This is a genomic window from Aidingimonas halophila, from assembly GCF_900106955.1.
GTDB lineage: Bacteria > Pseudomonadota > Gammaproteobacteria > Pseudomonadales > Halomonadaceae > Aidingimonas > Aidingimonas halophila.
In genome coordinates this window covers 37,079-63,957 of the sequence record NZ_FNNI01000001.1, presented here as the reverse complement: position 1 = coordinate 63,957, position 26,879 = coordinate 37,079, and the positions used below count along the sequence as shown (strand labels likewise).

Below are 26,879 nucleotides of genomic sequence, written 5' to 3'. Positions count from 1 at the left end.
AACCCCCTCGAGGTGTGAATTTCCGGTAACGATCTTCAGGACGCGGACCGTCGCCGCCGGGAGCGGGTCGATCGAGCGTTGCGACCACGCCGACGGTTCGAGGATGGGCGGTCCCGAGGCGCTGGCGCAATCCCTTCCGAGCGATTCAGGCCGTCTCGCATCCGGGAGGCATCGACGCTGCCCAGGAGTCGGTGCAGATCGTCGATCAGCCCGTCCAGAAAGGGTGACGATGCATGATCCTGCTCGACGATCGCCGTCAGTCGTTGTTCCCAAAGCGCTGTCCGTTCCGGTCGGCTGGCCGCTGCCGGCAAGGCATGTATCAACGCGTGGCCTATGCGCGTGGCTCGCAAGGCCTGGCCTTGACGTACCAGGTAGCCGCGCTGAAGCAGCGTTTCGATGATACCCGCCCGGGTCGCTTCAGTGCCCAGTCCATCGGTTTCACGCAGGGTTCGTCGGACCTCGGGATCGTCCACATAACGGGCGATATTCATCATGGCCTTGATGAGACTGGCATCGCTGAAGGGTTCCGGTGGCCGCGTTTCGCGATCTTCCACGCCCTGATCGAGTACCCGGGCGGTTTCTCCCTCACTCAGGTCGGGCAGGGGCGGGGCCTCGTCACGGGTGGTAAATAACGGTTTCCAGCCGGGTTCCAACAGGTGGCGGCCCTGGGCGACAAAGGTTTCATCGAGAATCGTGAAACGGGCTTTCACCTCATCGACGACCAGGGCGGGGTAGAACTGAGCCAGCACATTGCGCACGATCAAACGAAAGACATTGGCTTCGGTCGTGGTCAAACGGCTCATATCCGCTCGCTTACCGGTGGGGGCCAGAGCGTGGTGCGCACCGACCTTGCCGTCATCCCAGGCCTTGGATCGACGGCGGAAGTCCGCGTTGGACAACCACTCCGACAAGGTGGCATCCCCCCGACAGGCGCCGGTCAGCGTGTGCGAAGCTTCGCCAAAATGCGACTCGGGAAGGTAGCGGCAGTCGCTGCGGGGGTAGGTGATCAATTTGTGTTGTTCGTAGAGCCGTTGACAAGTATCCAGTACAGCTTTTGCCGAGAGCTTGTGACGGCGTGCGGCGTCGACCTGGAGCGACGACAGCGAATAGGGAAGCGGGGCATTCTGCCGTCGACGCTTGGTATCGAGTTCCGCCAGACGACCTTCGGTTCCCGGCAAGCGAGATGCCAGGGCATCGGCGGGGGCGCGGTCCAGTAGCCGTCCCTGATCGTCGAGTCGGTGATGGTCGCCGGGATGCCACCAGGCACGCAACTGACCGTGCTGAACGCCTAGATCGACCCACAACACATGGAATGGGCGAGGTTCGAAGGCAGCGATATCCAGGTCACGGCGTACGACCAGGCCGAGTACTGGCGTCTGCACGCGACCGACCGAGAGCACACCGTCATGCCCCGCCTGGCGGCCGGTCAATGTCCATGCCCGGGTCAGGTTGATGCCATACAGCCAATCGGCACGCGCACGCGTCTCGGCGGCGCGGTACAAGGCCTGAAAATCCAGATTGTCTTGCAGGTTGTCGAGGGCTTTCACCACGGCCGGCCGATTCAGGTCGCTGATCAACAATCGGTCGACCGGGCCTCGCCAGCCCAGGTGATCGATGACCTCCTGTACCAGGAGCTGCCCCTCGCGATCGGGATCGCCGGCATGCACGACACGGGTGGCCTGCTTGAGCCAATGGCGGACGACCTTGAGTTGGCCGCGGGCCTTTGGACGCGGCGTCAAGCGCCACTGGGTGGGAACGATCGGTAGATGGTCGAGGCGCCACTGCTTGTAGGCCGTGTCGTAGGCTTCCGGTGGGGACTGTTCCAGAAGGTGTCCCAGACACCAGGTCACTGTGGTATCACCGACCACGATAGCGCCTTCCTGGCGTGCGGCCTTCCCGGGCAGTGCATCGGCAATGGCCCTGCCCAGACTGGGTTTTTCGGCAATGATCAAGCGCATGAACGTCACCTCGACATGATCTGGATATTCTTACAGTATTCAAGGTGTTCTACCAGATGTACTCTGATCGTACGTTGTACAGGTAATGTACTGTTTTGCCGCACGACAGAGGAACCACCATCATGCGTGAACGCGGCAGGACGCGCCGCCTGCTCGGTCTGGGCGCGCGCACCGGAAGTGCCATGTTGCGAAGTCGCCTGGGTGGCGAGACGAACTGGCGGGCCCTGGGGGAAGCGCTGTTCGACGGACTGTCAGAGCTCAAGGGACCGGCCATGAAACTGGCACAGATCATGGCACAGTGGGATGACGTGCTGCCGCCGGATCTGGCGAATGAGCTTGCGCGCCTGCAGCGCCAGGCCGAACCGATGCCCTGGTCGGACATCCGGGAAACGCTCGTTGCCGAGTACGGCAACCTGGAAGATATCTTTAGCCATATCGAGACCGTGCCGTTTGCCAGCGCTTCCATGGGGCAGGTACACAAGGCCGTCACTCATGACGGTGAAACGCTCGTCCTCAAGGTTCAGTATCCGGGGCTGAGAGAGGTACTGGAAAGCGATTTGGCCCAGGTCAAGCGAATGATGCGCCTGGGGCGTTGGCTGCGCGTGCCGCAGGTTCGGCTGGATGCCCTGTTCGAGGAACTGGCCGAGAGCCTGCGCGGTGAGCTCGACTATCGAGCGGAAGCGGATGCTCTCGAACGGTATCGCCAACGTTATGCCCATTGCGAATGGCTGGTGATTCCCGAGCCGCGTCAGGCGCTCTGTACATCGCGTGTATTGGCGATGACGTTCGTCGATGGCGTGCCCCTGCGTGATCTGGAAGCGGCCCCGGATGCCCAGCGGCAAGCCATTGCGTCACACCTCGCCGATTGGCTGACCGAGGAATTGTTCACTCATGGCGAACTCCATGCCGACCCCCATGCCGGGAATTTTGCCAGCGATGAGCAGGGGCGCCTGATCCTTTATGATCTCGGGGCCGTGATTCCGGTGCCTCCGGCGCGCCTGGCCACCATGCTCGACCTCCTGGAAGCCACCCTGGCACAGGATCCTATGGCGATGGACACCGCGCTTCTGGCACTGGGCGGGCGCCAGGGCGAAGGTGCGCCACTGGCGCTGTATCGGGAGTCGGCGGCAGCGGTCGCGCCGTTGTTTGAGCCGGGAATCCAGGACTTCGGCGACGTACGCGTTCATCGTCGGTTACGTGAACTCAGTCCCCGGGTCTGGGCGGCGATGGACCGGATTCAGCCTCCCGCCGACACGTTGTTGTTGTCACGCACCTTGAATGGCCACTATTGGAATCTGGTGAGACTGGGTGCCCGTCTTGACATGCATGCGCGTACCCAGCCGCTGCTGGCGTGGGCAAAACGACAACATTGATCGGTCATGTTGGATGAGGCCGGTATCGGCGGCGTGCTAGGATAGGGCCGTATTTCGGCGGAGATTGCGATGCTGGCGGCATGGGTGGAACAACTATTGGACTTCGCTTCGGGCGCACTCGAAGCGATTCGCGAGGATGAACACTATCCGACGCTGATCGCCTGGGCCCGGACAGAGGGGGTCAGGCATCTCGGTGGGGATCTGGCCATGGCCCAGGCCCTGGCTCCCGAATTGTGGTCGCAGACCCCGTTGGTGCGTCTCGGATTCGCCTGTGAGCCCCTGGCACGTCCTGACAATCACGAACCCTGCTGGTGTGATTCCGGTTTCCAGACCCGCGACTGTTGCGGCACCGTCAGTTTTCCGGGGGCGATTCCCGATCACTTGATGTGGATGCTGTCGCTGCGTGACTGGAAAGGGGAGACACTCCGGTTGGCATTACAGAGTGGCCGGGCGCCCGCTCAGGCACTACTCGAGGCCGGTTTGATCGCAGCCGAGAGTGACCAGCGTGGACGTGCCCAGCAATGTCTCGAAGCCTTGTTCGATCAACAGGACTGGTCAACGTTACCGGAACAGACGGAGCCGGCGTTTGAATTGCTGGTGGATCTCTACCAGGAGCGAGGTTTTCATCGTAAGCGTACGGCGCTGCTCGATGCCGTTCTCGAGCGAGGCCCGTTGTTCCTGCGTGGCGCTGCGTTGGAGCGGCTGTGTCTGATGCATCTCGACAACGATGATCTGGCCAGTGCCCGCCAGGCGTTCGTTCGCGCACAACAGGCGTTGCCGGATTCGCCGACCCTGGCCTACATCGAGGCGATGCTGTTATTGCACGAAGGCAATGTCGACGAAGCCAAGGAGCGATCGCGTTTCTGGTTCAGGCGTCTGGCCCGTCAGGGAGATCTGGAACCGGAACAACTGGAGTTCCTGGGCGATCTGGCCGAGAATCCGGAAGCGACCCTGGCCGAGCAGATGGTCAATGCCGAGGAAAGTCTGGCCGAACCCCTGGCGGCTCTTCAGGCGCTGCTGGCCGCATTACCCACCGCGCCGCTGCTGTCGTTCCATCATGTTGGAAACGGCGAATACGAATACCATACCAGTGAGCGTGAGAAGGCACTCCACATGGCCTGGCGCGAGGTGTTTCCCGCAGAGGTCGATGAAACCACGGCACTGGGATTCGAATCGGATCCATGGCCCCAGGCTGATGTCTGGCTAGTGGAACTCTGTTCGCATCCCGAGTGGCTGGATTCACCAGCAGTACTGCAGGATCTTTCCCTGGCAATGACCAGCCGATTCGGGAGCTTGCCCTGGATGGCGGCGAGCCTGTTCGAGCCTCTGGCATCCCGACTCGAACGCTGGCTATTGCAACTGGCGAATGAAGGAGCCACCGATGTGGCCTGGGAGCCGGGCGACAATGCCGTGTTGCTGCGTGCCGGCCTGGCGCTGGTCGTCGGCATGGAACGCGGGGCCCGGGAACACTCCCGGCGTCTGGCGGAACGTCTGTTGGCGTTGGATAGCCACGACAACCTGGGACTGCGTGAGTTGGTGCTGGACCAACTGTTACGCGCCGACCGGAACCATCAAGCCCTGGAGGTCAGTGAGCCGAATGGCGAGACACCGTTGTTGGGCGTGATCATGGGGCGTGTACTGGCATTGTTCCGCCTCGGGCGGCGTGAAGAGGCGCAGGAAACGTTGCATGAGGCGTTGGGGATCAACCCTTATATCGCCGATATCCTGTGCGATGACAACGTGAAATCGGTCCCTCGGTTGCCCAATCAGGCGCCGGCGGCGGGCAGTCGTGCCGAGGCGTGGCAGTATCGTACGTTGATGCGCGATCAATGGGCCAATAGTCGTGGCGCGCTGGAGTGGCTGGCTGCCCAGCGTGCGGCAGCCAAACATTGACCCGCCGGGCGTCACGCGCTGGCACTTGGCGTGGGGGCAGGCAGCAATTCTCTGTCGCGGTTAACTCGCCAAGCCAGCAGAATGGCGGGAATTCCCAGCAGCGATGCCATGATGAAGAATACGACGTAACCTTGGGCATCCACCACCATACCCGAGAAGCCACCGATGAACTTGCCGGGCAGCGTCATCAGCGATGAGAACAGGGCGTACTGCGTAGCGGTATAGGCGCGTGACGTCAGACTGGAAAGAAAAGCGATGAAGACGGTGCTGGCCAGGCCGTTGGACAGATTGTCGCCGACAATGGTCATCACCAGCATCGGGGTGCTGGGACCACTGACAGCCAGCAGAGCGAACAACAGGTTGGTGGCTGCCACGATGGCGGCCCCGAGAATCAGTATCGGGCCAATGCCGTAGCGTGCCACCAGCAGTCCGCCGAGAATACCGCCGCCGATACTCATGACGATCCCGAAGACATTGGTCACGTTGGCAATCATCGACAGCGAGAACCCCAGGTCGATATAAAGCGGGTTGGCCATGGCCGCCATCGAGAGGTCACTGATACGGAAAATGGCCACGAACACCAGTAGCCACAACGCCTTGCGCCGGTGGCGGGTAAAAAAGTCCGTGAATGGACAGATGATTGCACCGATGGCCCAGGCCTGCAGGCGACGCAGTGGTTTCGGCCGACCGCGGCTCTTGCGGATGAACGTGCGGACCTGGGGCTCGTGGATGAACTGGACTGACAGTGACGAGCGCTTCGGTTCGGGGCGAATCAGTGCCGTGATCACGCCGACACCTACCAGGGCAGCCATGCATAGATAGGCCGCCTCCCAGGAGACCAGATCGGCGACATATAATGCGCCCGCTCCGGCCGCCAGCAGGCCGCCCCGATAACCGATGATGTAGGTCGACGCCATGGCGGCCTGGATATCGTCCTGAGCCGATTCGATACGAAAGGCATCGATGGTGATGTCCTGGGTGGCCGAGCCGAAGGCTACCAGCAAGGCGAAGAAGGCCACCAGCCTAAGGTTCAAGTGGGCATCGAGGCTTGATAGGCCGATCAAGCCGATGATGATCATGCCCTGAGCACAAAGCATCCAGCCCCGGCGCTGGCCGAAGATGCGGGTGATGCCTGGCAGGGCCAGGCGGTCGACGACCGGAGCCCAGAAGAACTTGATCGAATAGAGAATGCCGATCCAGGAAAAGAAACCGATCGCTGCGACCTCGACATCGCTGCTTCGTAGCCACGCTGACAGCGTGGAAAACACCAGCAGGAAAGGGAGGCCGGCTGAAAACCCCAGAAATAGCATCGTGATGACCTGGGGACGAAGGTAAACGGCAAGCGCGTCACGCCAACTGCGTTGGGCGGGGGGCGGCATCATGAAAAACTCCCGTGACTGAATACAGCGGTAAGCGCACAAGAATCGCGAAGCAATGGTAAACTAGCATTCCAACGCTTGATACCTCGTCAGCAAAACCCAACTGTTGCCCGGCACTGTCACTGGACATTGCCGGAGGGTGGAGACACGGCACCATGCAGGATCCTGAAGCGAGTTCGTTTGAAACCGACGCACAACCACGCTGGTATGTCATCCAATGCAAGGGAGGCGAATCGTTTCGTGCCACCGAGCATCTCGGCAATCAGGGTTTCGAGGTGTTTCACCCGGTATTGGAAGTCCAGAAGAAACGCCGACAGAAGTTGACCTGGATAGCGGAACCATTATTTCCATATTACCTGTTCATCCGGCTGGACAAGGTCGCCAGCAATTGGCGACCGATACGCTCCACTCGGGGAGTGTTGAAGCTGCTGACCTTCGGTGATGAACCCATTGCAGTCGATGATGCCCTGATAGCGGTGTTGCGCGATCATCCAGCAGGCATGGCCGATGAGGGAGCCAACGTCTATTTCCGCGCCGGCGATGACGTGGAGATCACCGATGGGCCTTTTCGGGATCTGCAGGCGGTGTTCCAGTCACAGAAGGGAGAAGAGCGCGCCATCGTCCTGCTCAATATGCTGCATAAGCAGCAGCGGTTGGAGATACCCGTTGCCCAGTTGCGTCGACGCTCGTGAGAGAATGTCTTGATCTTGATTCAGGTCAACGCCTCATCCCTGATGAGACGATAGGCTCCTCCTGTAACGCATCCAGCGTTGTCAGGGGAGGGGGGGCAACCCCCGTGACCGGTCCTGCGGGGCCGGTTTTTTTATGGGTGCCAGCGTGTCTCGCGCCGAGCCTCCCGTCAGTGTCTGCAGGGAGGGTTGCGGATTCATAGGCGATCGAGAAAGGACGGTACGGGCTCAGGGCGGGCGAGATAGTAACCTTGGAGGATATCGACGCCGTGTTTCTGGAGAAATTGCCGTTGTGGGGCGCTTTCTACACCTTCGGCGACGAGCCGCAGCCCGAGAGCCTTGCCCAATGCAATGATCGAGCGGGCCAATGGCACATCGTCCTGATGCTGCAACGGATCGATGAAGACCTTGTCGAGCTTGATTTCATCGACCTGGAATTCCTGAAGATAGCGTAATGACGAGTAACCGGTACCGAAGTCATCGAGCGAGAGGTTGATGCCCAAGCGCCGCAGCGCCTGGAGCCTGCTGGTGACGCCGGGCGTGACCAGCAACGATTCGACGATTTCCAGAACCAGTCGCTCGGGTGCCAGCTGGCGCTCACGAATCAGGGAGGTGACGTGACCCAGGAAATCGTCATCGCGCAATTGATGAACGGACACATTGACGGACAGCATCAGACATGTGTCTTGTAGTGGTCCATGCAGCAAGTCGGCCGCCTGCTCCAGAACCCAGTAGCCAATGGGACGAATCAGGCCGGAACGCTCGGCCACGCCGATGAAGTCTCCCGGGGTCAGCAAGCCGCGCTGCGGGTGCTGCCAGCGTATCAGGGCCTCTGCTCCTCGTAGTTGGCCTCGTCCGTCGAACTGGGGCTGCAGATAAAGCCGGAAATGCCCGTCGGCCAACGCCTCCCGCAATTCGCGCTCCAACTGATTCTGTTCCCGCTGCCATTCACTCAATTCACTGTTATAGAACGCCAGGAAATGGCGCGTGTCGGAACGCGCCTTCTTGAGAGCCAGTTCGGCACGCTGCAGCAACTGATCGGTATTGCGGGAGTCATCGGGATAACTGGCGATGCCCATGGCGAACTGCAGACTGACGGGATGTTGCTCGCTGAGCCAGTCGCGTGCATTGAGCGCTGCCAGCATGTCCATGCCGCATGATTGAATGGTGTTGCGGGATTTGGCGGGGATCAGGACGACGATCCGGTTGGAGGGAAGTCGGGCCAGTTCCGGCGTGAGTCCACTCTTGTGCAGCAGGCGTTGTAATTCGGTGACGACCTGCATCAGCGCTTCGTCACCCGCCGCCTGTCCCAGTGTTTCGTTGATGTGGCTGAGTCCGGCAATACGCAAGACCCCGAGATGGAAACTGCCATGTTCGATGTATCGCTCGAGGCTGGTATCAAGCCCCCGCAAGGTGGGCAGGTGGGTGACGTCGTCATAATGAATCTGTCGGTAAAGGTCCCGTTCCGCCGCCTGGCGACGCAAGGATTCGGCGAACTGCGAAAGCAGCCCGGACACCGCCATCAGGCAACTTACGTCTTCCGTTCGCCATTGGCGGGGATGTCGTGCTTCGCAGCAGAGAATGCCGCGCAGTTCGCCACCGACGAAAATCCCCACATCCAGCATGGAGATGATGTCGAATCTCTCCAGATAATCCTGCAGTTCGGTGAGCCGCGGATCATTGCGTGCATCGTCTGCGGTCAAGCTGGGGGCATTCTGCAATGCGTGCAGATAGTTGGGAACCTCGCGTGTATCGAGGGTCGTTCCGACCCTCCCTGGGTACAAGCTGGCCCGGCAACGCATCGTTGCGCTGCCTTCGTCCAGCAGCCAGATACTGAGCTGGTCGGTCTCGATCAGTCGTGAGGTCGATTCCAGCAGGACATCGAAGAAGTGTGACTCACTGACATTCTGCTGATGCAGATCACGCAATTCTCGCCAGGCCTGCTGCTGATCGGCGAGTCGCTGCTGGGTTTCCAGCATTTCATTGATGATGGCCAGTCCGGCGTTCGATTGACGCGAGAAGCGCCGCCATGACCAGGCGCTCAAGCCGGTGATCAAGAAGAGTGGCAGCAGCAGTAGCCATGGCCAGCGTATCCATAGGGAAGTGACAATCAGGAGTACGGAGATGGATGAGGTGCCGTACCACCAAAGGCCGTGGCGCCGATAGCGATGGCTGACCGAACGCCACTTCTCCATGACCGTTTGATTCATTGTCGGCTGGTTGTCCCTGAATGATATACCGCATTATGCAATATCAGTCATTCTAGTACGGGAGCCGATAAAGAGTCATTGGCTATTGTTAACGTGCCTCAACGATGAAGGGCCTTGTGCAGGAAATCGACGATGTCGTCGGCAGGCACCATGGTCGCATCGTCATCGCGTCGCCCTTTGTACTCGAGTTCACCGTTGTCGAGACTGCGTTCCCCGATGACCAGTCGGTGGGGAATCCCGATCAATTCCTGATCGGCAAACTTCACACCGGGACGGGTATCGCGATCATCGAGCAATACCTCGATCCCTTGGGCCTGAAGTTCCTCGTAGAGACGTTCCGCGGTCTCGCGGACTCGCTCGGACTTGTGGGCATTCATCGGAACCAGCATCACCTCGAAAGGGGCGATGGCATCGGGCCAGATAATCCCTTTGTCGTCATGGTTCTGTTCGATGGCCGCGGCAACCACGCGGGTGACTCCGATGCCGTAGCATCCCATCAACAAGGGCACGGCCTTGCCGTTGTCGTCGAGCACGGTCGCGTTCATGGCCGTGGAGTACTTGGTGCCCAACTGGAATACATGGCCGACTTCGATGCCGCGGGCGATGGCCAATGTGCCCTTGCCGTCGGGGGAAGGATCGCCTTCGACGACGTTACGCAGGTCGGCAACCTTGGGCAGATCGACATCACGCTCCCAGTTGATGCCGAAATAGTGCTTGCCATCCGTATTGGCCCCAGCGCCGAAGTCGCTCATCAACGCCACGCTGCGGTCGATGACGATCGGCAGGTTCAGCCCGACCGGACCCAATGACCCCGGACCGGCGCCCACGGCGGCGCGAATCTCTTCCTCGCTGGCCATGCTCAGTGGCGCCGCGACCTCGGGAAGGTTCTCGGCCTTGACCTCATTGAGTTCATGATCGCCACGCACCAGCAAGGCGATAAGATTGCCGTCACTGCCATGGGCGATCAGGGTCTTGATGGTCTTTTCGATGGGCAGGCCGTGCTGTTCGACCAGCGTGGCGATCGTTTTGGCATGGGGCGTGTCCACCAGTCGCAGTTCCTCCTGCGGTGCCGGACGTTCAGGTGTCTCACCCAAGGGGGCCGGCAATGCTTCAGCCTTTTCGATATTGGCGGCGTAATCGGACTCGGTGGAAAAGATCACCGCGTCCTCACCGGAATCGGCGAGTACCTGGAACTCGTGGGAACCGGTGCCACCAATATCTCCGTTATCGGCTTCGACGGCCCGAAAGTCCAACCCCAGGCGCGTGAAGATACGGATATAGGCATCGTACATCGCCTCGTAGGAGCGCTGGAGCCCCGCCTGGTCGACATCGAAGGAGTAGGCGTCCTTCATGATGAACTCACGGGCACGCATGACACCGAAACGCGGCCGGGTCTCGTCGCGAAACTTGGTCTGAATCTGATAGAAGTTGGTCGGCAACTGCCGGTAGGAGCGAATCTCGTTGCGCACCAGGTCCGTGATGACCTCTTCGTGGGTCGGACCATAGCAGAAGTCGCGATCATGTCGGTCGCGGATACGCAGCAAGAGGTTGCCGTACTGATCCCATCGGCCGGATTCCTGCCACAGCTCGGCAGGCTGAATCGCCGGCATCAGGACTTCCTGGGCTCCGGCACGATTCATCTCTTCACGCACGATGGTCTCGACCTTGCGCAGTGTACGCAGACCGAGCGGCAGCCAGGTGTACAGCCCCGCGCTCAGGCGACGAATCATGCCCGAACGCAACATGAGCTGGTGACTGACGATATCAGCGTCTGCGGGAGTTTCCTTCAGCGTGGGTATCAGAAGTTGACTGGCGCGCATGGATCCGGTGTTTCCTTCGTGAAATGGGTCAACGGTGGCGCCAGCGTACATGTCGACACCGGCGCATGATATTTGCCCACGATTGTACGGCAACCCCTTGCTGCGGGAAACGCTCGGACCGCCAGCGCCTTATTGGTGGTTCAAGGATTTCAGCCAGAACACCATGGGTTTGTCGGTTTCGTGATCGTTACCGATGTCCTTCCAGTGAAAGGTCGTATGCAGTTCGGGAACCTTCCGATATCCCTGGGACTCCCAGAATCCGTCCAGAGGCTGATAGCCGGCCGGTCGTAGCGGATGATCGGCAGGTCGCTCCACGGCACAGAAGGCGACGGTATCGAAACCGTGTGCTCGTGCATGTGTCTCGCGCTCGCGCATGAAGGCCTTGCCGATGCCCTGGCCACGATATCGGGAGCGCAGTACCGACTCACCGTAGTAGAAAATGCGAGAAATATCGTAGCCCGCCTGTTCGAAAGGTGAGCGGAATTCCTCGATATCCTCGCGTAACGGCATACCGGTGGCGGCCCCCACTACGTGGTCCTCATCCAGCGCCAGGACGAACAGGCTGTCGGGGCAGGCCGCATAGCGATTCAGATAGTCCGCCTCGTAATCGAAATCGCCATCGTAGAGATAGGGGAAATCGCGAAAGACATCGATGCGCAGCCGCGCCAGGTCATCAAGGTATGGCGTGATGGCTTGCCCCTGGCAAGTCGAGATACGAATGGACATGATCATGACTCCCACAGCGCCGGTGACGGTTATCGGCACCCTAGCAATGTTGCCGGAACGCGCCAAGCACAGGCGCGACACCCGCATCAGTGGTGGCGACTTACAGCGGAATCTGGTGCGTCGATACCACCTGACGCAGACCGATGAACGAGCGAATCTGGCGCACGCCGGGCAGGTAGAGCAGTTGCTCCGCGTGCAGCTTGTTGAAGCTCTGATTGTCACGCGTTCTGACCAGCATGAAATAGTCGAATTCGCCGGTGACCACATGGCACTCCATGCAGCCGGAGACTCGCTGTGCCGCCGTTTCGAAATCCGAGAACGAGGTCGGGGTCGAGCGATCGAGTACCACGCCGATCAGTACGACCATCCCGGCATTCAGCCTGTCGGGGTTGAGATGGGCTACGATGCCATTGACCAAGCCGTGTTGCTTTAACCGTTCAACGCGTCTCGAGCAGGCCGGTGGGCTCAAATTGACCGTTTCCGCCAAAGCCACATTCGAGATCGAGGCATCCCGCTGCAGTTCGCGGAGAATGGCCTTGTCGATACGGTCGAGATCCTGGGTGGTCAGGGATGTCATGTCAAAACTGTAAGATGTTTCATTTCTCGAAGCGGCTGTTCTGCGTAAAAAAAGATCGTGATTTTCCCACTTATTGCGTCATTAGATAATGATTCATAGGAAAAACGCAATCCTGTTAATTCGACCTTTGGATAAGATAGAGGAAGTCCCATCCAAGGAGAGTAGTGATATGAACCTGGCGCAGTTTCCCCGCTATCCCCTGACGTTCGGCCCCTCGCCGATCACACACTTGAATCGGCTGACGGATCACCTGGGCGGAAACGTCGAGATCTATGCCAAGCGTGAGGATTGCAACAGTGGACTCGCCTTCGGCGGCAACAAGACGCGCAAGCTCGAGTATCTGATACCTCAGGCCATCGAAGAAGGGTGCGATACGCTGGTGTCGATCGGTGGCATCCAATCCAACCAGACACGCCAGGTTGCCGCCGTTGCAGCCCACCTGGGTATGCGCTGCGTGCTTGTTCAGGAGAACTGGGTGAGTTACGACGACAGCATCTATGATCGGGTCGGTAATATCGAGCTCTCACGTATCATGGGGGCTGAGCTGCGCCTTGATGACGCCGGTTTCGATATTGGTATCCGGCCCAGTTGGCAGAATGCGCTGGAGGAAGTGGAGCGTCAGGGCGGCAAGCCATTCCCGATCCCGGCCGGTTGCTCTGAACACCCTCGGGGCGGACTAGGGTTCGTCGGCTTTGCCGAAGAAGTGCGCCAGCAGGAGCGCGAACTGGGCTTCGAGTTCGATTATGTCGTGGTGTGTTCCGTGACCGGTAGTACCCAGGCCGGCATGGTCGTCGGGTTTGCGGCCGATGGCCGGGCCGACCGGGTGATCGGTATCGATGCCTCCGCCAAACCGGACCAGACCCGTGAGCAGATCACGCGGATCGCTCGTGACACGGCGTCGCTCGTCGAGCTGGATCGCTCCATCGCCGACGATGACGTGGTGTTGGATACCCGTTATGGTGGCCCCGAATACGGTGTGCCGAACGAGGGGACCCTGGAAGCGATACGTCTGTGTGGCAGGCTGGAAGGCGTACTGACCGATCCCGTCTACGAAGGGAAGTCGATGCATGGTTTGATCGACAAGATCCGTCATGGAGAATTTCCTGACGGCGCGCGCGTGCTGTATGCGCATCTGGGTGGCGCTCCGGCGCTCAGTGCCTATGCGGCATTGTTCAAGAACGGATGAACGACCTACAGGGCCAGTGTCACCATCAGGCCCAGGCCGATGGTGGCGGAGAAACTGAGCAGCGTACCGAGCAGGACGTATTCGGTCAGTTTTCGATCCTGCGTGTTGCGCAGCTCACCGAAGCGCAGCACGGATTTGGCCGCCAGTAGAAAACCGATGGCGGTCATCTGATCGGCGAGCACCAGTGTCAGGATCAGGAAGCGTTCCAGTATGCCGATTCGGGCACCGGCCGCCACCAGTGTGCCCGGCTCGCTGAGCTGCGCACTCCAGCGCTGCATCGCCAGGTTGATGGCGATGGACATGGGGCGAGTGATCAGCAGGTAGGCGAGGATGATCATCAGAATGTCCGGCGATGCCAGCCAGCGCCAGGTGAAAACCAGTGGTTGCCAGCTGTTCAGCCAGGCGCACCAGACACCTACCAGCACCAATCCATGCAGTGCCTGGTCCAGCAGAAACCAGCGGAGTCGGTCGGGAGCCAGCCGGGCTTTGCCGAGATCGATCAAGGTATGGCTGACACCGATAACGATCACTAGTCCTGCGACGATGCCAGGCGATGGCCCGTTGGCGGCCGACAGGGTGGCTAGCGTGAGAACGGCGGTGGACAGGGCGGCATGCACCAGTGCATGCAGATAGAGTTCCGGCGCCTGAATGCCACGCTCCTGTCTGGCATCGACCCAGTGTCCGGGCTGCAAGAGAAAATCGCCGATGAGGTGCGCCAGTGCCAGGCCCAACAGTAAAGAGAGGTCCATGGGGGTCATGGTTCACCGTCCTTCGTGACAGGGGCGAGAGTGAGCCGCTGCTCCATGAAGGCCAGGTAATCGGACAAGAGAGGCCAGCGTGCTCGCCGTAACCGCTTGTGGACACCAGGCTGGCTGATACCGATGCGCTTGGCCATGGCCTGTTGCGACTCGTTATGTTGCAGGGTCAGCAGGACCGTTTCTGCCGAATGGGGAGACCAGTCGTCGATCATCTCATCGGCGAAACGGGTCAGCAGTACGAGACAATCATTGTCCTGGCCCGCTGGGAGACTCAGCCCAAGGTGAGCATTCATCTCATCGAGAGTCTGGCCGGAGCGAATGAAGGGATCGTCATTGGCCTCCGAGACCGGCTGTTGGTCACTCCATTGGCTTCGACCGATCGCTATCGCGACCCTGGCGTCCCAGCGCTGTGCATCGTCCGAATGCTGGATAAGGGCGGCACGCAGCATGATGGCTGCGGTCAATCCCCGTTCCGGCTGGGTGATCGCCAGTTGGAAACCGTCGCCGCGATAGCGCTCGCCCTTGCCGTCATAACGCTCGGCAAGTTGGGCGAGAATCGTATCGAGCACATCGAACAAGCGCCTCGAGTCGGGTATCTTGCGCGATTGAATGACATCACCGGTCAGTACGGCAATCGGTCTGGGCATGGCATGCTGGCACCGCGATCTGTGGATGCCTTTATCATAGCCCAAATTGGTTATTACTCAAGGATATTCATTGAATGGGTTATATTACCAATTTATAACTTATTAGGGTTATAAATGTGCACTGACCTTACGTTACGCTGAATGAGAGCCTTCCTGCCAATCCGCAGGGGGGATGTCATTGGTCACGCAGTTTCTACCTTGCGCCTTGCACTGATAGAGAGCGGCATCGGCACTGGCAATCATGCGATCGAGTTCGATGGGGTGCCCGGGTGACGTAGTCGTCACGCCAATACTGACTGTCACCACATTCGATACATGGGAGCCCTCGTGGGGGACACCTACGGCCTCCAGCATGTCGCGCATGGCTTCGGCCAGTTGCATGGCTTCCTCCATCTCGGCATCGAGCAGTACAACGAGAAATTCCTCGCCTCCCAGCCTGACCACGATATCGGTCTCCCGCCGGAAGATATCACGCAGTACATCGGCAATTTCCAACAGGCAATCGTCGCCGGCCTGGTGACCATATAGGTCGTTGTACTCCTTGAAATGATCGACATCGATCATCAATAACGAGACCGGCCGCATCCAGCGACGGCTCAAGGGCAATACGATCTCCAGGCGCTGTTCCAGCATTCTTCGGTTGCCGAGACCGGTCAAGGGATCCTTGATCGACTGATGATGAAGCTGAAGATTGGCATCATACAGTTGCTGGATACGGTGACCCATCCGAGCGATCAGCGGAGCACTTATCCGAAAGCTCGGTGGCTGGATGACACTGTCATCGTGAAACGAACAGATGTCCTCATCCATCCAATGCAACAGCTGTTTCAAAGGGCGCCGGTAATATGAGTGAACTGCCAGTAATGCGACTCCCGCCGTGGTGAGTGAAGCGAGAACGGCTGCGACAGCGGCGATATGGATTGATGGCATTGGCTTGAGTCAGGCTCCTATCGCCTCGGTCAATACAGGGATTGTCGGGTCTTATTGGGTTATCGACGGCCATACTGCAAACTTTAGTTAAGTATGTAGACAGGGCCTGTCATCGGCATGCCTCGAAGTCGTCATCGGGATACCAAGGGATTGTCATCTGATCGACGGCATACTGTCGGGACGAATGATTCATAAAGGAGAAACAGAATGCAGCTGTCACGACGTCAACTGTTGAGGTTGGGGGTACAGGGAAGTGTCGTTGCCGGGAGTGTCACGGTCGCGCCGTCGATCGTGTTGGCTGAGTCACGCCGGCCTGCCGTGGTCGGTGGCGTCATGAGCGGTGATCCGATGGCGGACCGGGTCATGCTGTGGAGCCGGGCGGATCGTCCTGCGCGGATGTGGATCGAGTGGGCCGATAACCCCGAGTTCCGTAATGCCGTGCAATTGCGCGGACCGGACGCATTGCCCGCGACGGGGATGGCGACCAAGCTCGATGTGACAGGGTTGCAGGGCATGGATGAACTCCACTATCGAGTGCGTTTCGCCGCCCTGGACGAGCGTGGTGCCCAGAGCGAGCCCGTGATAGGCCGCTGTCGTTTACCCCCCGCTTCGCGTCGGGATGTCTGCTTCGTCTGGTCCGGCGATACCGCGGGTCAGGGCTGGGGTATCGACGAATCTCGGGGTGGCATGACGATCTACGAGACCATGCGAGGCCAGCAACCGGATTTCTTTATCCACTCCGGTGATACCGTCTATGCCGACGGGCCATTGGAAGAGACGGTGAATCTCGATGACGGCAGCACGTGGCGCAATCGGCTGACGCCGGAAAAAGTGAAAGTTGCAGAGTCACTCGACGAATTTCGCGGGCAATTCGCCTATAACCTGCTGGATGACAATTTGCGCCGTTTCAATGCCGAGATTCCCATGCTGGCACAGTGGGATGACCACGAGACGACCAACAACTGGTATCCGGGAGAAGTCCTCGAAGACGATCGTTACAATGAAACGCAAGTGTCTCTGTTGGCGGCACGTGCGAAACGAGCGTTTCTGGAGTTCATGCCGCTGCGTCAGATGCCGTCCTCGCCCAACCGTATCTACCGTCGTTTCCCGTATGGGCCGGGGCTAGAAGTCTTCATGCTCGACATGCGCAGCTACCGGGGGCGTAACACCACCAACCGTCAGACCTCGGCCTCCGACGATACCGATTTCCTCGGTCAGAATCAGTTCGACTGGCTACTCGACTCACTGCGTGACTCTCAAGCGACCTGGAAGATCATCGCGGCCGACATGCCGATCGGCCTGGTCGTGTCCGACGGCGATAATTTCGAAGCGATCGCCAATGCTGAAGGCGGCGAACCGGCCGGCCGCGAATTGGAGATCGCGCGTCTGCTCAAGGCGATTCGCGATGAGGGCATTCACAATGTGGTCTGGCTGACGGCGGACGTTCACTATACCGCGGCGCATCATTACTCGCCCGAGCGCGCGAGCTTCAAGGAGTTCGAGCCGTTCTGGGAATTCGTCAGCGGCCCACTGCATGCCGGTACGTTCGGGCCGGGAGAACTGGATGGAACTTTCGGACCGGAAGTGCACTACCAGAAGGCACCGCCGGAAGGGCAGTCCAACCTGCCACCCTCAAGGGGCTACCAGTTCTTTGGCCAGGTGGATCTCGATGGTGACAGCGACGAGTTGACCGTCACGCTGATGGATACTGCGGGTAATGCCCTATACAGCAAGACGCTTTCTCCCCGAGCTGCCGCTTGACGTTCTTCCGGGATCTTGCCCCGGCGTCCGCAAACGGTCGCCGGGATACGTGCTGCAATGTGGTGGGCACCTCCGTGTCATTCTGGCGCGCGACAGCTAGCCAGGACCTCCGCAGCAGCCTGTTTGAGCAGCAGGATATCGATGCCCGCGGCAATGAAATCACAGCCCATGCCATGATAGCGACGAGCGTCATCGGGATCGGTGGCCAGCACGCCGACGCGTTTGCCGATCATCTGAATGGTCCGTATGGCATCGTCGATGGCAGCCTGAACTTCAGGATGGCCGGGATTGCCGGGATGACCGAGTCCGGCGGAGAGGTCATAAGGGCCGATGAATAGCGCATCGACACCATCGACAGCCGCGATCGCCGATAGGTTGTCGAGCGCCTGGCGGGATTCCACCTGGACGATCAGACAAAGTTCCTCGTGCGCCCGCGACAGGTAGTCGTCGACGTTTCCCCAGCGTGTGGCGCGAGTCAGGCCGCCGCCAATCCCACGGCTGCCACGTGGCGGATACTGCATGGCGCGGACCAGCGATTCGGCGTCGGCGGCAGTGTTGACCATCGGTATCATCAGCGACTGGGCACCGATATCCAGGACCTGCTTGATCAGCGCCGGATCATGGTCCACCAGTCGCACGACCGGCGCAGGTGTGTAAGGTGCCACAGCCTGTAGCTGCGCCAGCACGGAAGGCACGGTATTGGGCGCGTGCTCGCCATCGATCAGCAACCAGTCGAAATCGGTCGTTGCCAGCACCTCGGTGGCATAGGCATTGCCGAACCCGGCCCAGCAGCCGAATTGCGCCGCATCGCCGGTGAGTCGTTGTTTGAATCGGTTACGGGGAAGGTCCATCGGGCTACCTCATATATGTCGGGAGTTCGTGTGTGTCGAGGGTTAGAGGGGATGGTCTCCGAACAGGAGCGGTTTGACCATCATGCCATGGTGGATTTCTCACCTCTGCATCGAAACGGGGCTGCTACATTGGAAGGATGCCTCTGGCCAGGGGGCGATGATGGCCGGCAGGGGGCAGAATAACGACAGCGAGGAGAGACCGGATGGTAACCCTGACAATCAATGGAAAAGAGCACGACCTCGATGTGCCGGAGCAGATGCCATTGTTGTGGGCAATACGCGACGTTGTACAGCTCACCGGCACCAAGTTCGGTTGTGGCATGTCACTGTGCGGCGCCTGTACGGTGCATCTGGACGGCGAGGCGATTCGTTCGTGCGTGACCCCCGTCTCGCAAGCCGATGGTAAGGACGTCACGACCATTGAAGCCATGAGCGATGACGAGGTTGGGCGCCGAGTCCAGCAAGCCTGGCTGGACCTTGGGGTCGCGCAATGCGGCTACTGCCAGGGCGGTCAGATCATGAGCGCCACGGCGCTGCTCAAGGAGAATGCCGACCCGGATGACGACCAGATCATGGAAGCCATGGGCGGGAATCTCTGCCGTTGCGGTACCTATAACCGCATTCGCCAGGCGATTCATCGTGCCGCTGGCCAAGAGGAGGATCAGGCATGAACCGCTTGCGAGATGACCTGATGCTGGCCAACGTCAGCCGTCGCCATGTCCTCAAGGGAATGGCTGCCAGTGGGGCCCTGGTCATTGCCGCCCGTTGGGGCTGGGCGGTGGCCGACGAGGAACAGGCCTATGGAGCAGACGCCATGCCGCATGGCTGGGTCGATGATCCGAACGTTTTCATCCGTATCGACGAAGACGGCACGGTCACGGTGGTCAACCATCGGGCGGAAATGGGGCAGGGCATTCGCACCAGTCTGGTGATGGTGGCCGCCGATGAGTTGGGTGCCGAGTGGGACCGGGTTCGGGTCGACCAGGCGCCCGGCGATGAAGAGAAATTCGGTAATCAGAATACCGATGGCTCGCGCAGCATGCGTCACTGGTTCGCCCCCATGCGGCGTGCCGCGGCGGCGGCCCGAACCATGCTCGAGCAGGCGGCCGCCGAACAGTGGGATGTGCCGGCCTCGGAGTGCCGTGTCGGCGTGCATGTCGTGGTGCATGAACCGAGCGGCCGTGAGTCGGGCTTCGGTGAGCTCGCGGCAGCCGCCAGTGAACTGCCGGTACCCGAGCGCGACAGCCTGACCCTCAAACCGCGCGACGAGTGGCGTTACATCGGTCAGCAAACCGGTCCGTCCCAACGGATGAGCGGCGATGAGATCGAGCGGCCACTGGCTATCGATGGCGAGAACATCGTGACGGGCACAGCCGTCTATGGGGCGGACGTCCACTTCGATGACATGCTCTATGCGGTGGTGGCCAGGCCGCCCGTCTACGGCGCGACGGTGGCCAGTGTCGATGACAGTGAGGCCATGGAGGTGCCGGGCGTCGTCAAGGTGGTTCGCATCGAAGGGACCGGCCAGCCGGCTGCGTTCGAGCCGTTGGGCGGTGTCGCCGTGGTGGCCGAGAACACCTGGGCCGCGATCCAGGGACGCGATGCCTTGTCGATCGAGTGGGACAATGAACCGGCCGGTGACAACGCTGACTACGACTCCGAGAGTTACCGCGAGTCCCTGGAAAAAGCCGCCGAATCGGCCGGCAAGGTGATTCGCGACGAAGGGGATATCGAGACGGCTCTGGCCGATGCCGAGACCCGGGTCGAGGCGACCTACTATTCGCCGCACATGGCTCAGGCCCCGATGGAACCGCCGGTCGCCATCGCTAGGCTGGTGGACGGCAAGGCGGACGTGTGGGCACCGGTCCAGAATCCTCAGGCCACCCGTGAAGGCGTGGCGGAACGTCTGGGACTCGACTTCGCGGATGTCACCGTCAATGTCACCTTGCTGGGGGGTGGTTTCGGCCGCAAGTCCAAGCCGGATTTCGTGCTCGAGGCGGCCAGCCTGACCCGCGAGTTCGATGGCCGTCCGGTGCGGGTGCAGTGGACGCGTGACGATGACCTGCATCACTCTTACTTTCATGCCGTGTCGGTCGATCGTCTGGAAGCGGCACTGGATAGCGAGGGAAGGGCGCAGGGCTGGCGGCATCGCACCCTGTCGCCGAGCATCGGCTCCCTGTTTGCTCCCGACCCTGAACACAAGAGCGATTTCGAGTTGGGCATGGGATTCAACACCATGCCGTTCGATATCCCCGCCATTCGCCTCGAGAATCCCGAAGCCTCGGCGCACGTGCGCATCGGTTGGTTTCGCGCCGTGTACAATGTGCCGCACGCCTTCGCTATACAGAGCTTTGCGGCGGAAATGGCGGAAGCGGCCGGTCGCGATCATCGTGATTACCTGCTGGAGCTGCTGGGACCGGCGCGCCGGATCGATCCGCGCGAGATCGACGAATCCTGGAACTATGGCGAGGATCCCGAACGTTACCCCATCGATATCGGCCGAATGCGAGCGGTGATCGAAAAGGCGACCGATGAAGCCGGCTGGGGCAAGGAACTGCCCTCCGGACGTGGCCAGGGACTGGCGTTCCACCACAGCTTCGCGTCCTATACCGCTGTCGTGCTGGAGGTCGAGGTGGAGGATGACGGTAACGTCATCGTGCACAATGCCGATATCGCCTTCGATTGCGGCCCACAGGTCAATCCCGAACGCATCCGTGCTCAGATGGAAGGTGCTTGTGTCATGGGGATCGGCATTGCCCTGCATAGCGAGATCACCGCCAGTGAAGGTCGCATCCAACAGGACAATTTCCACCAGTTCGAAATTCCCCGCATGCCCCATGCCCCGCGGACACTGCGCGTGCACCTGATCAACGATAATCCCGACGTGGCATTGGGCGGGGTCGGCGAGCCGGGCCTGCCGCCGGTGGCACCGGCGTTGTGCAATGCCGTCTTTGCCGCGACCGGCAAGCGACTCCGGCGTCTTCCGATCGCTGATCAACTGGCGGGTTGACCATGCAGCACCTGGACTTGCAGGTCATCGAACAGGCGCTGGCCTGGGCACGTGATGACGAAACGGTGTGGCTGTGCACGGTCCTTTCGACATTCGGATCGTCGCCGCGGGAACCGGGCTCGCTGTTGGTCGCACGACGTGATGGCCGACATGTCGGTTCGCTGTCCGGTGGCTGTGTCGAGGAGGACTTCCTGGAACGGCTCCGTGAGGGTGACTTCGACGAGCCGGTGAGCACGCTGCGCTATGGCGACGGCGGAGCCGATGGGTCGGGAATTGCGCTGCCTTGTGGCGGCATGCTCGATGTATTGATCGAGCGGTTGACACCGGCGTCGTCCAATCTCGTCCATCTGGAAGTGCTGCATGCCACCATGCTTGGGCGGCGAGCGCTGGTACGCTGCATCGATCTGACGAGTGGCCGGAAACATTTCGTTCAGGACGCGGGTACCGGGCCGCGGGTGAGTCACGATACCGAGCGTGATTCCGTGCAGGTTCGCGTGGGGCCGGCCGCCCGGTTGATACTCGCCGGGCTGTCGCCGGTAGCGGAGGCTTGCGCGGAATTCGCCCGCACGCTTGGCTTCGAAGTCATCGCCTGCGACCCGCGCGACGAGGTACGTGCCAGTTTCGACCTGCCGGGTATCGAAGTGCAGTCGGTGCTGCCCTCGACCTTCATTGCGTCCGGCGCCTGTCATGCCGCCACAGCGGTCGTTGCCCTGACGCATGATCCGCGTATCGATGATCTGGCGATGATCGAGGCGGTGCGCACGCCGGCCTTCTATATCGGCGTGATGGGCTCGCAGCGAACCTCGGATGCCCGCGCCGAACGCCTGCAGCGTTCCGGTGACTTGAGCGACGACGATATCGCACGCATTCGCATGCCGATCGGCCTGGCGCTGGGCAGCAAGACCCCCGCCGAGATCGCCCTGGCGGTCATGGCCGATGTCGTGCGCGTGCAGCGCGGCAGATCGCGCGATGCGCTCTGATCCCATGGTGGCGGTCATCATGGCGGCCGGTCGTTCGCAACGCTTCGGTCGCGGGGACAAACGTCTGGCCAACTTGCCCGACGGCCGTACAGTGCTGGCCGCGACGCTGGCGCGTACCGCGGAGGCCGTTTCGCGAGTGCGTGTCGTATTGCGGGAAGACGATGACCCGGCTGCGCTGGGGTTGGCGTGTGATACGCCCATTATGCGTGCCAGGCGTGCCGACAACGGGTTGGGCGCCAGTCTCGCCGATGCCTTTGCAGTGCTGATGCACGATCCCGAACTGCTGGATTGCCGAGTGGCAGCGGTGGTGCTGGCGGATATGCCCTTCGTGCGGCCTGAAACCGTACAAGCCTTGCAGCGTGAGACCAGTGCATCGCGCATCGTCCGGCCGCGTCATGGCGAGCGTCTCGGACATCCGGTGTGCTTCGGTCGCGACGTCTGGTCCGAACTCTCGACACTGGATGGCGACCGGGGCGGACGCAGCATCATCCATCGCCATTCGTCTCGATATCGGGAGGTCGATGTCGACGATCCCGGGATTCACGCCGATATCGATACCCCGGCCGACATCGTGAGGTCGTGACGGGCGAGTGGCTCAGGCCCAGTGGGGGTCGGCCGTGAAGGCGACCGTGAACCAGCGCCGCTCCGGCGGGATACTCAATCCGCCCGCGATCTCGGCGCGAATCGTGTCGAGCAGCGCCATGCCTTCGCCGGCCGCGAAATCGGGCGCGGTGACGATATGGATTTCGATGAAATGACCGCGCCCGGTCTTGGCGACATGGCTATGATAATCGAGCAGCCCGTCGCGCTGCATGACGGAGCCCATGGCCTCGTGGACTTCCCGGTCGATGTGATCGGGAGCGATCAGGAACACTTCCCGCATGGCGCGTCGAACGATACCGAGAGGAACGGGCAGGAAACATAGCGTCAGCAGCGCCAGCAGCAGCGAATCCACATAGGGCGTCCAGTGCGCGAAGGCCGTACCATCCAGCAGCGAAGCGATCACGAAGGCAAGCAACAGGGCCGAAGTAATCAGCGCCGCCATCAGCCACCCCTGCATGTCGATGCGCACGAACTCGGAACCGGCACGTTGGTTGAGACGTTTCTGGTAGGCGGCCATGGCGAAGCAGGTCACGGCCACGACCACGGCATAGACGATCGCCACATCGAAGGCCAGTTCCCGGCCGCCCTCCATCAATCCCTGCACGGCATTGAGAAAGGCGTAGAAACACAGCAAGGTCAGTATCGACCCGTTGAGCGCCGCGACCATCGGCTCGAAATGCCAGTAGCCATGCTGGAAACGTTGGCTGGTCTCGCGTACGACCAGGCGCGACACCAGCAGGGCCAAGCCCGACATGGCGGCATCGATCGAGGAAAATACGCCGTCGAACAGGATCGACTGCGACCCTGATATCAGACCGAAGACGACACCCAGGCTGGCAACGGCCAGCGTCATGAAGATCGACAGGGTCAAGGCGTGCTGTTCGAGCCGTGCTTGCATGAGAAAACCGCAGATTTGCCGAAACCGCTAATATTATGGCAGTCCAGGCAGGTAAACCAGTGGCAAGGGACAGGCCAGTGGTGCCAAGATCGGCACATTAAAGTGATATTGGAGAGCGATCTCATGAATCAGGTCATGATCATTACTGGCGGCAGTCGGGGCATCGGCGCCGCGACGGCAAGGCTGGCGGCCTCGCGGGGGTACGCGGTGTGCGTCAACTATCGGGTTCACAGCCGTGCAGCCGATGCTGTCGTCGAGGATATCGTGTCGGCCGGAGGCATAGCGATGGCGGTAGCCGGTGATGTCAGTGTCGAAGCGGATGTCATGCACCTGTTCGATACCGCCGAACGGCAGCTGGGGCCGATCACTGCGCTGGTCAACAATGCCGGCATTCTCGAACGACAGGGCCGGGTCGAGTCGTTCGATGCCGAACGACTAGCCCGCGTCCTGGGGGTCAATGTGACCGGCAGCTTCCTCTGTGCCCGCGAAGCGGTGCGCCGAATGTCGACACAACGAGGCGGTGCGGGTGGGGCCATCGTCAATGTCTCCTCGATGGCCGCGCGTCTCGGCGCACCGAACGAATACGTCGATTATGCCGCCGCCAAGGGCGCCATCGATGCCTTCACGGTCGGTTTCGCCAAGGAGGTCGCCGGCGAGGGCATTCGGGTCAATGCCGTGCGCCCGGGCATCATCGACACCGATATTCACGCCAGCGGCGGCGAACCAGGGCGAATCGAACGCCTGAAGGACTCCGTACCGATGAAGCGTGGCGGCCAGCCGGAAGAAGTTGCCAAGGCGATCCTGTGGTTGCTCTCGGACGACGCCTCATACTCGACGGGAACGTTCATCGATATTTCGGGAGGTCGGTAACATGTCGCCACAATCCTGCCTGGGTATCCTGTTGCCCGAGGATGGCCCGACGGACTACGAATGGTACACCTTGAACGCTAGCGCCGAGGCCGATGAGTTACCCACCATCGAGGTCGGTCAGATTCCCAGTGATGGTCTTCATGCGCCAGGGGCCCTGCTGGCACTCGGCGCCACTGAACGATTGACGCCGGTGGGCGAAAGGCTGGTCAATCGGCATGGCGTGGATGCCGTCGTCTGGGCCTGTACCAGCGCCAGTTTCATTGGCGGACTCGACTGGGCGCGGGCTCAGTCCGTACAACTCGAAAGCGTACTCGGTGTGCCCGTGATCAGCACCGCCTTGGCCTTCCACGAAGCGTTGGCCGCACTGGGGTGCCGAGAAGTGGATCTGCTCAGCCCTTATCCGGATGAGGTAACCCGACAGTTGATGCGTTTCCTCGAAGAAGGCGGTGTGACGGTTGAGCATGTGGAAGCGCTCGACTGCACCTATGCCGCCGATTCTCACCAGGCCGATATCGTCGGTGCGGTCAGTGATTTCGCCCGCCAGTATCCCGAGACGACACGGCCACTGCTGGTACCGGACACGGCGGTCAACACCCTGCTGCGATTGGATACCTTGAACGAGTGCGCCGGCCGACAGGTTCTTACCGCCAACCAGGTCACGCTCTGGGCCGGACTGAAACGCATGAACTGGCCGACGATCCCGGAACGCTTCTGTCGCGCCCTGCGATAGGGAGTGCCATGCCATGCATCTCACCGTTCTGACTCTGACGATTTCCATGCCAGGCTGTCGCTCGCTCAAGGAGAAACGGCAGCGCATGGGCGGGTTGCACGAACGTTTCGGACGCAACCCGGCCGTGGCCGTGTGCGAAAGTGGCGATCATGACCGGCTGGATCTTAGCGAGTGGACCTTCGTGGTGACGGGCAACGAGCGTCGCAACGTCGAGGCGATCGTCAGCGAGATCGAAGACAAGATTCAGCGTACCGTGGATGGGCGCCTTATCGATGCGACACGCGAGACATTGTGAACCTGGCGACCGACCTGATCGGCAATGCCGGCATTCCGCAGTCTTCATAAGACATTATCGACACGTCGTGTAAGACATTCACTACACTTGACCCTTCCCTGGTGGTCACGCATGTCGATCGGTAGTCTCTGCAGCCAAGGACAGTCGATAGGAACCAGGGATGGATCAAGCAAAGCTCGCCCAATTCACGCGACAGGCGCTAATCGATGACTTCCGGATAGCGCTGTTTAGCCCGGTAGAGACGATAAATGGTAATGGCATTGGTGAAGAGCACGAGGGCTTCGGCGAGCGTTCCGCCCACGGATCCAACCAGGAGATGACTGAGTGTCCATGCCAGTGCTGCCAGCCCCAGAAAGACACGCATGGGGATACCTCGCAGCATGAACATGCCCACCGTACCCAGTATCATCGCCACGATGGCGGGCAGGTCTGCCCAACCCTGCCAGGTAAGCACAGAAGCCACACCACTTGCAGTCAACATAATGGCCATTGCCGCTTTGCTGCCCGGATAGCGTCGTGCGAGTGCAATGCGAACAATCACCAGCAGCGTCAACGCGGCGGCAGTCCAGCTCTCAAAAATCATGAACTGTAGAGCGAAGGCCACGTTCGCGGAGAGCAGCAGCATCAAAAGCCGGTCGTCCTGCTTGCAGGAAAAGGCCCAGACACAGAGTACCAGCGACACCAGGCCAAAAAACTGACCGGCCAGAGTGCTATAGCTTTCGAACATAGAACTGC

24 protein-coding genes are annotated in these 26,879 nt (G+C 60.6%); 12 read left to right on the top strand and 12 right to left on the bottom strand.

What is annotated here, in order from left to right; genetic code table 11:
• Positions 1–35: 35 nt before the first annotated feature.
• The gene (locus tag BLW01_RS00315; protein ID WP_092567497.1) at positions 36–1,958 is read right to left on the bottom strand and encodes a DNA topoisomerase III; all 1,923 of its coding nucleotides are present in this window, start codon (positions 1,956–1,958) and stop codon (positions 36–38) included.
• Positions 1,959–2,080: 122 nt separating this feature from the next.
• Between BLW01_RS00315 and BLW01_RS00310 the strand changes: the two genes are divergently transcribed.
• The gene (locus BLW01_RS00310; protein ID WP_092567496.1) at positions 2,081–3,331 is read left to right on the top strand and encodes an ABC1 kinase family protein; all 1,251 of its coding nucleotides are present in this window, start codon (positions 2,081–2,083) and stop codon (positions 3,329–3,331) included.
• A gap of 69 nt (positions 3,332–3,400) precedes the next feature.
• The gene (locus BLW01_RS00305) at positions 3,401–5,224 is read left to right on the top strand and encodes a tetratricopeptide repeat protein (protein ID WP_092567495.1); all 1,824 of its coding nucleotides are present in this window, start codon (positions 3,401–3,403) and stop codon (positions 5,222–5,224) included.
• Positions 5,225–5,235: 11 nt separating this feature from the next.
• Here BLW01_RS00305 and BLW01_RS00300 read toward each other — a convergent pair whose 3' ends face one another.
• Positions 5,236–6,606: an AmpG family muropeptide MFS transporter gene (locus BLW01_RS00300; protein WP_092567494.1), complete on the bottom strand. Its 1,371-nt coding sequence runs from the start codon at positions 6,604–6,606 to the stop codon at positions 5,236–5,238.
• A 152-nt stretch (positions 6,607–6,758) separates the two neighbouring features.
• Here BLW01_RS00300 and rfaH point away from each other — a divergent pair, with 152 nt between their 5' ends.
• Positions 6,759–7,295 carry a transcription/translation regulatory transformer protein RfaH gene (gene rfaH / locus BLW01_RS00295; RefSeq protein ID WP_092567493.1) on the top strand — a complete coding sequence of 179 codons (537 nt, stop codon included), beginning with the start codon at positions 6,759–6,761 and terminating at the stop codon, positions 7,293–7,295.
• 194 nt (positions 7,296–7,489) lie between these two features.
• Here rfaH and BLW01_RS00290 read toward each other — a convergent pair whose 3' ends face one another.
• The 4 genes from BLW01_RS00290 to BLW01_RS00275 all read right to left on the bottom strand — a co-directional run bounded on the left by BLW01_RS00290 (position 7,490) and on the right by BLW01_RS00275 (position 12,625).
• A complete protein-coding gene (locus BLW01_RS00290) occupies positions 7,490–9,502 on the bottom strand; it encodes a putative bifunctional diguanylate cyclase/phosphodiesterase (protein WP_092567492.1) in 2,013 nt (670 codons plus the stop codon).
• Positions 9,503–9,600: 98 nt separating this feature from the next.
• Positions 9,601–11,322: a proline--tRNA ligase gene (locus tag BLW01_RS00285; RefSeq protein ID WP_092567490.1), complete on the bottom strand. Its 1,722-nt coding sequence runs from the start codon at positions 11,320–11,322 to the stop codon at positions 9,601–9,603.
• 129 nt (positions 11,323–11,451) lie between these two features.
• Entirely contained in the window at positions 11,452–12,048 is a 597-nt protein-coding gene (locus tag BLW01_RS00280) for a GNAT family N-acetyltransferase (RefSeq protein WP_092567489.1), read from the bottom strand.
• A 100-nt stretch (positions 12,049–12,148) separates the two neighbouring features.
• The gene (locus BLW01_RS00275; RefSeq protein WP_092567488.1) at positions 12,149–12,625 is read right to left on the bottom strand and encodes an Lrp/AsnC family transcriptional regulator; all 477 of its coding nucleotides are present in this window, start codon (positions 12,623–12,625) and stop codon (positions 12,149–12,151) included.
• A 169-nt stretch (positions 12,626–12,794) separates the two neighbouring features.
• On the opposite strand from BLW01_RS00275, the gene BLW01_RS00270 reads away from it, so the two are divergent.
• Entirely contained in the window at positions 12,795–13,811 is a 1,017-nt protein-coding gene (locus tag BLW01_RS00270; RefSeq protein ID WP_092567487.1) for a 1-aminocyclopropane-1-carboxylate deaminase, read from the top strand.
• A 5-nt stretch (positions 13,812–13,816) separates the two neighbouring features.
• On the opposite strand, the gene BLW01_RS00265 is transcribed toward BLW01_RS00270, so the two are convergent.
• The 3 genes from BLW01_RS00265 to BLW01_RS00255 all read right to left on the bottom strand — a co-directional run bounded on the left by BLW01_RS00265 (position 13,817) and on the right by BLW01_RS00255 (position 16,146).
• Positions 13,817–14,569, bottom strand: coding sequence for a DUF3307 domain-containing protein (locus BLW01_RS00265; protein ID WP_092567486.1), 753 nt, complete (start codon positions 14,567–14,569; stop codon positions 13,817–13,819).
• A complete protein-coding gene (locus BLW01_RS00260) occupies positions 14,566–15,216 on the bottom strand; it encodes a helix-turn-helix domain-containing protein (RefSeq protein ID WP_092567485.1) in 651 nt (216 codons plus the stop codon). The genes BLW01_RS00265 and BLW01_RS00260 overlap by 4 nt, the downstream gene beginning before the upstream one ends.
• A gap of 132 nt (positions 15,217–15,348) precedes the next feature.
• Positions 15,349–16,146 (bottom strand): GGDEF domain-containing protein, encoded by a 798-nt coding sequence (locus tag BLW01_RS00255; protein WP_092567484.1) that lies wholly within the window; start codon positions 16,144–16,146, stop codon positions 15,349–15,351.
• A gap of 207 nt (positions 16,147–16,353) precedes the next feature.
• On the opposite strand from BLW01_RS00255, the gene BLW01_RS00250 reads away from it, so the two are divergent.
• Entirely contained in the window at positions 16,354–17,907 is a 1,554-nt protein-coding gene (locus tag BLW01_RS00250) for an alkaline phosphatase D family protein (RefSeq protein ID WP_092567483.1), read from the top strand.
• A 77-nt stretch (positions 17,908–17,984) separates the two neighbouring features.
• Here the strand turns inward: BLW01_RS00250 and BLW01_RS00245 are convergent, their stop codons facing one another.
• Positions 17,985–18,758: an HpcH/HpaI aldolase family protein gene (locus BLW01_RS00245; protein ID WP_092567482.1), complete on the bottom strand. Its 774-nt coding sequence runs from the start codon at positions 18,756–18,758 to the stop codon at positions 17,985–17,987.
• 203 nt (positions 18,759–18,961) lie between these two features.
• Between BLW01_RS00245 and BLW01_RS00240 the strand changes: the two genes are divergently transcribed.
• From BLW01_RS00240 to BLW01_RS00225, 4 genes are read left to right on the top strand one after another with little or no spacing between them, the layout of a single operon-like run.
• Positions 18,962–19,429: a (2Fe-2S)-binding protein gene (locus BLW01_RS00240; RefSeq protein ID WP_092567481.1), complete on the top strand. Its 468-nt coding sequence runs from the start codon at positions 18,962–18,964 to the stop codon at positions 19,427–19,429.
• A complete protein-coding gene (locus BLW01_RS00235) occupies positions 19,426–21,768 on the top strand; it encodes a xanthine dehydrogenase family protein molybdopterin-binding subunit (protein ID WP_092567476.1) in 2,343 nt (780 codons plus the stop codon). The genes BLW01_RS00240 and BLW01_RS00235 overlap by 4 nt, the downstream gene beginning before the upstream one ends.
• A 2-nt stretch (positions 21,769–21,770) precedes the next feature.
• Positions 21,771–22,748 (top strand): XdhC family protein, encoded by a 978-nt coding sequence (locus BLW01_RS00230; protein ID WP_092567475.1) that lies wholly within the window; start codon positions 21,771–21,773, stop codon positions 22,746–22,748.
• A complete protein-coding gene (locus tag BLW01_RS00225) occupies positions 22,738–23,331 on the top strand; it encodes a nucleotidyltransferase family protein (protein WP_175529727.1) in 594 nt (197 codons plus the stop codon). The genes BLW01_RS00230 and BLW01_RS00225 overlap by 11 nt, the downstream gene beginning before the upstream one ends.
• Before the next feature lie 12 nt (positions 23,332–23,343).
• Here the strand turns inward: BLW01_RS00225 and BLW01_RS00220 are convergent, their stop codons facing one another.
• Positions 23,344–24,249 (bottom strand): cation diffusion facilitator family transporter, encoded by a 906-nt coding sequence (locus tag BLW01_RS00220; protein WP_092567474.1) that lies wholly within the window; start codon positions 24,247–24,249, stop codon positions 23,344–23,346.
• 123 nt (positions 24,250–24,372) lie between these two features.
• Here BLW01_RS00220 and BLW01_RS00215 point away from each other — a divergent pair, with 123 nt between their 5' ends.
• From BLW01_RS00215 to BLW01_RS00205, 3 genes are read left to right on the top strand one after another with little or no spacing between them, the layout of a single operon-like run.
• On the top strand, positions 24,373–25,119 hold the full coding sequence (locus BLW01_RS00215; RefSeq protein WP_092567473.1) for an SDR family oxidoreductase: 747 nt from the start codon (positions 24,373–24,375) through the stop codon (positions 25,117–25,119).
• Between the two features lies 1 nt (position 25,120).
• The gene (locus BLW01_RS00210) at positions 25,121–25,849 is read left to right on the top strand and encodes an aspartate racemase/maleate isomerase family protein (RefSeq protein ID WP_092567472.1); all 729 of its coding nucleotides are present in this window, start codon (positions 25,121–25,123) and stop codon (positions 25,847–25,849) included.
• A gap of 13 nt (positions 25,850–25,862) precedes the next feature.
• Entirely contained in the window at positions 25,863–26,144 is a 282-nt protein-coding gene (locus tag BLW01_RS00205) for a DUF503 domain-containing protein (protein WP_092567471.1), read from the top strand.
• A 199-nt stretch (positions 26,145–26,343) separates the two neighbouring features.
• Here the strand turns inward: BLW01_RS00205 and BLW01_RS00200 are convergent, their stop codons facing one another.
• Complete coding sequence (locus tag BLW01_RS00200) at positions 26,344–26,871, bottom strand: YgjV family protein (protein ID WP_092567470.1); 528 nt, start codon at positions 26,869–26,871, stop codon at positions 26,344–26,346.
• Positions 26,872–26,879 lie beyond the last annotated feature (8 nt).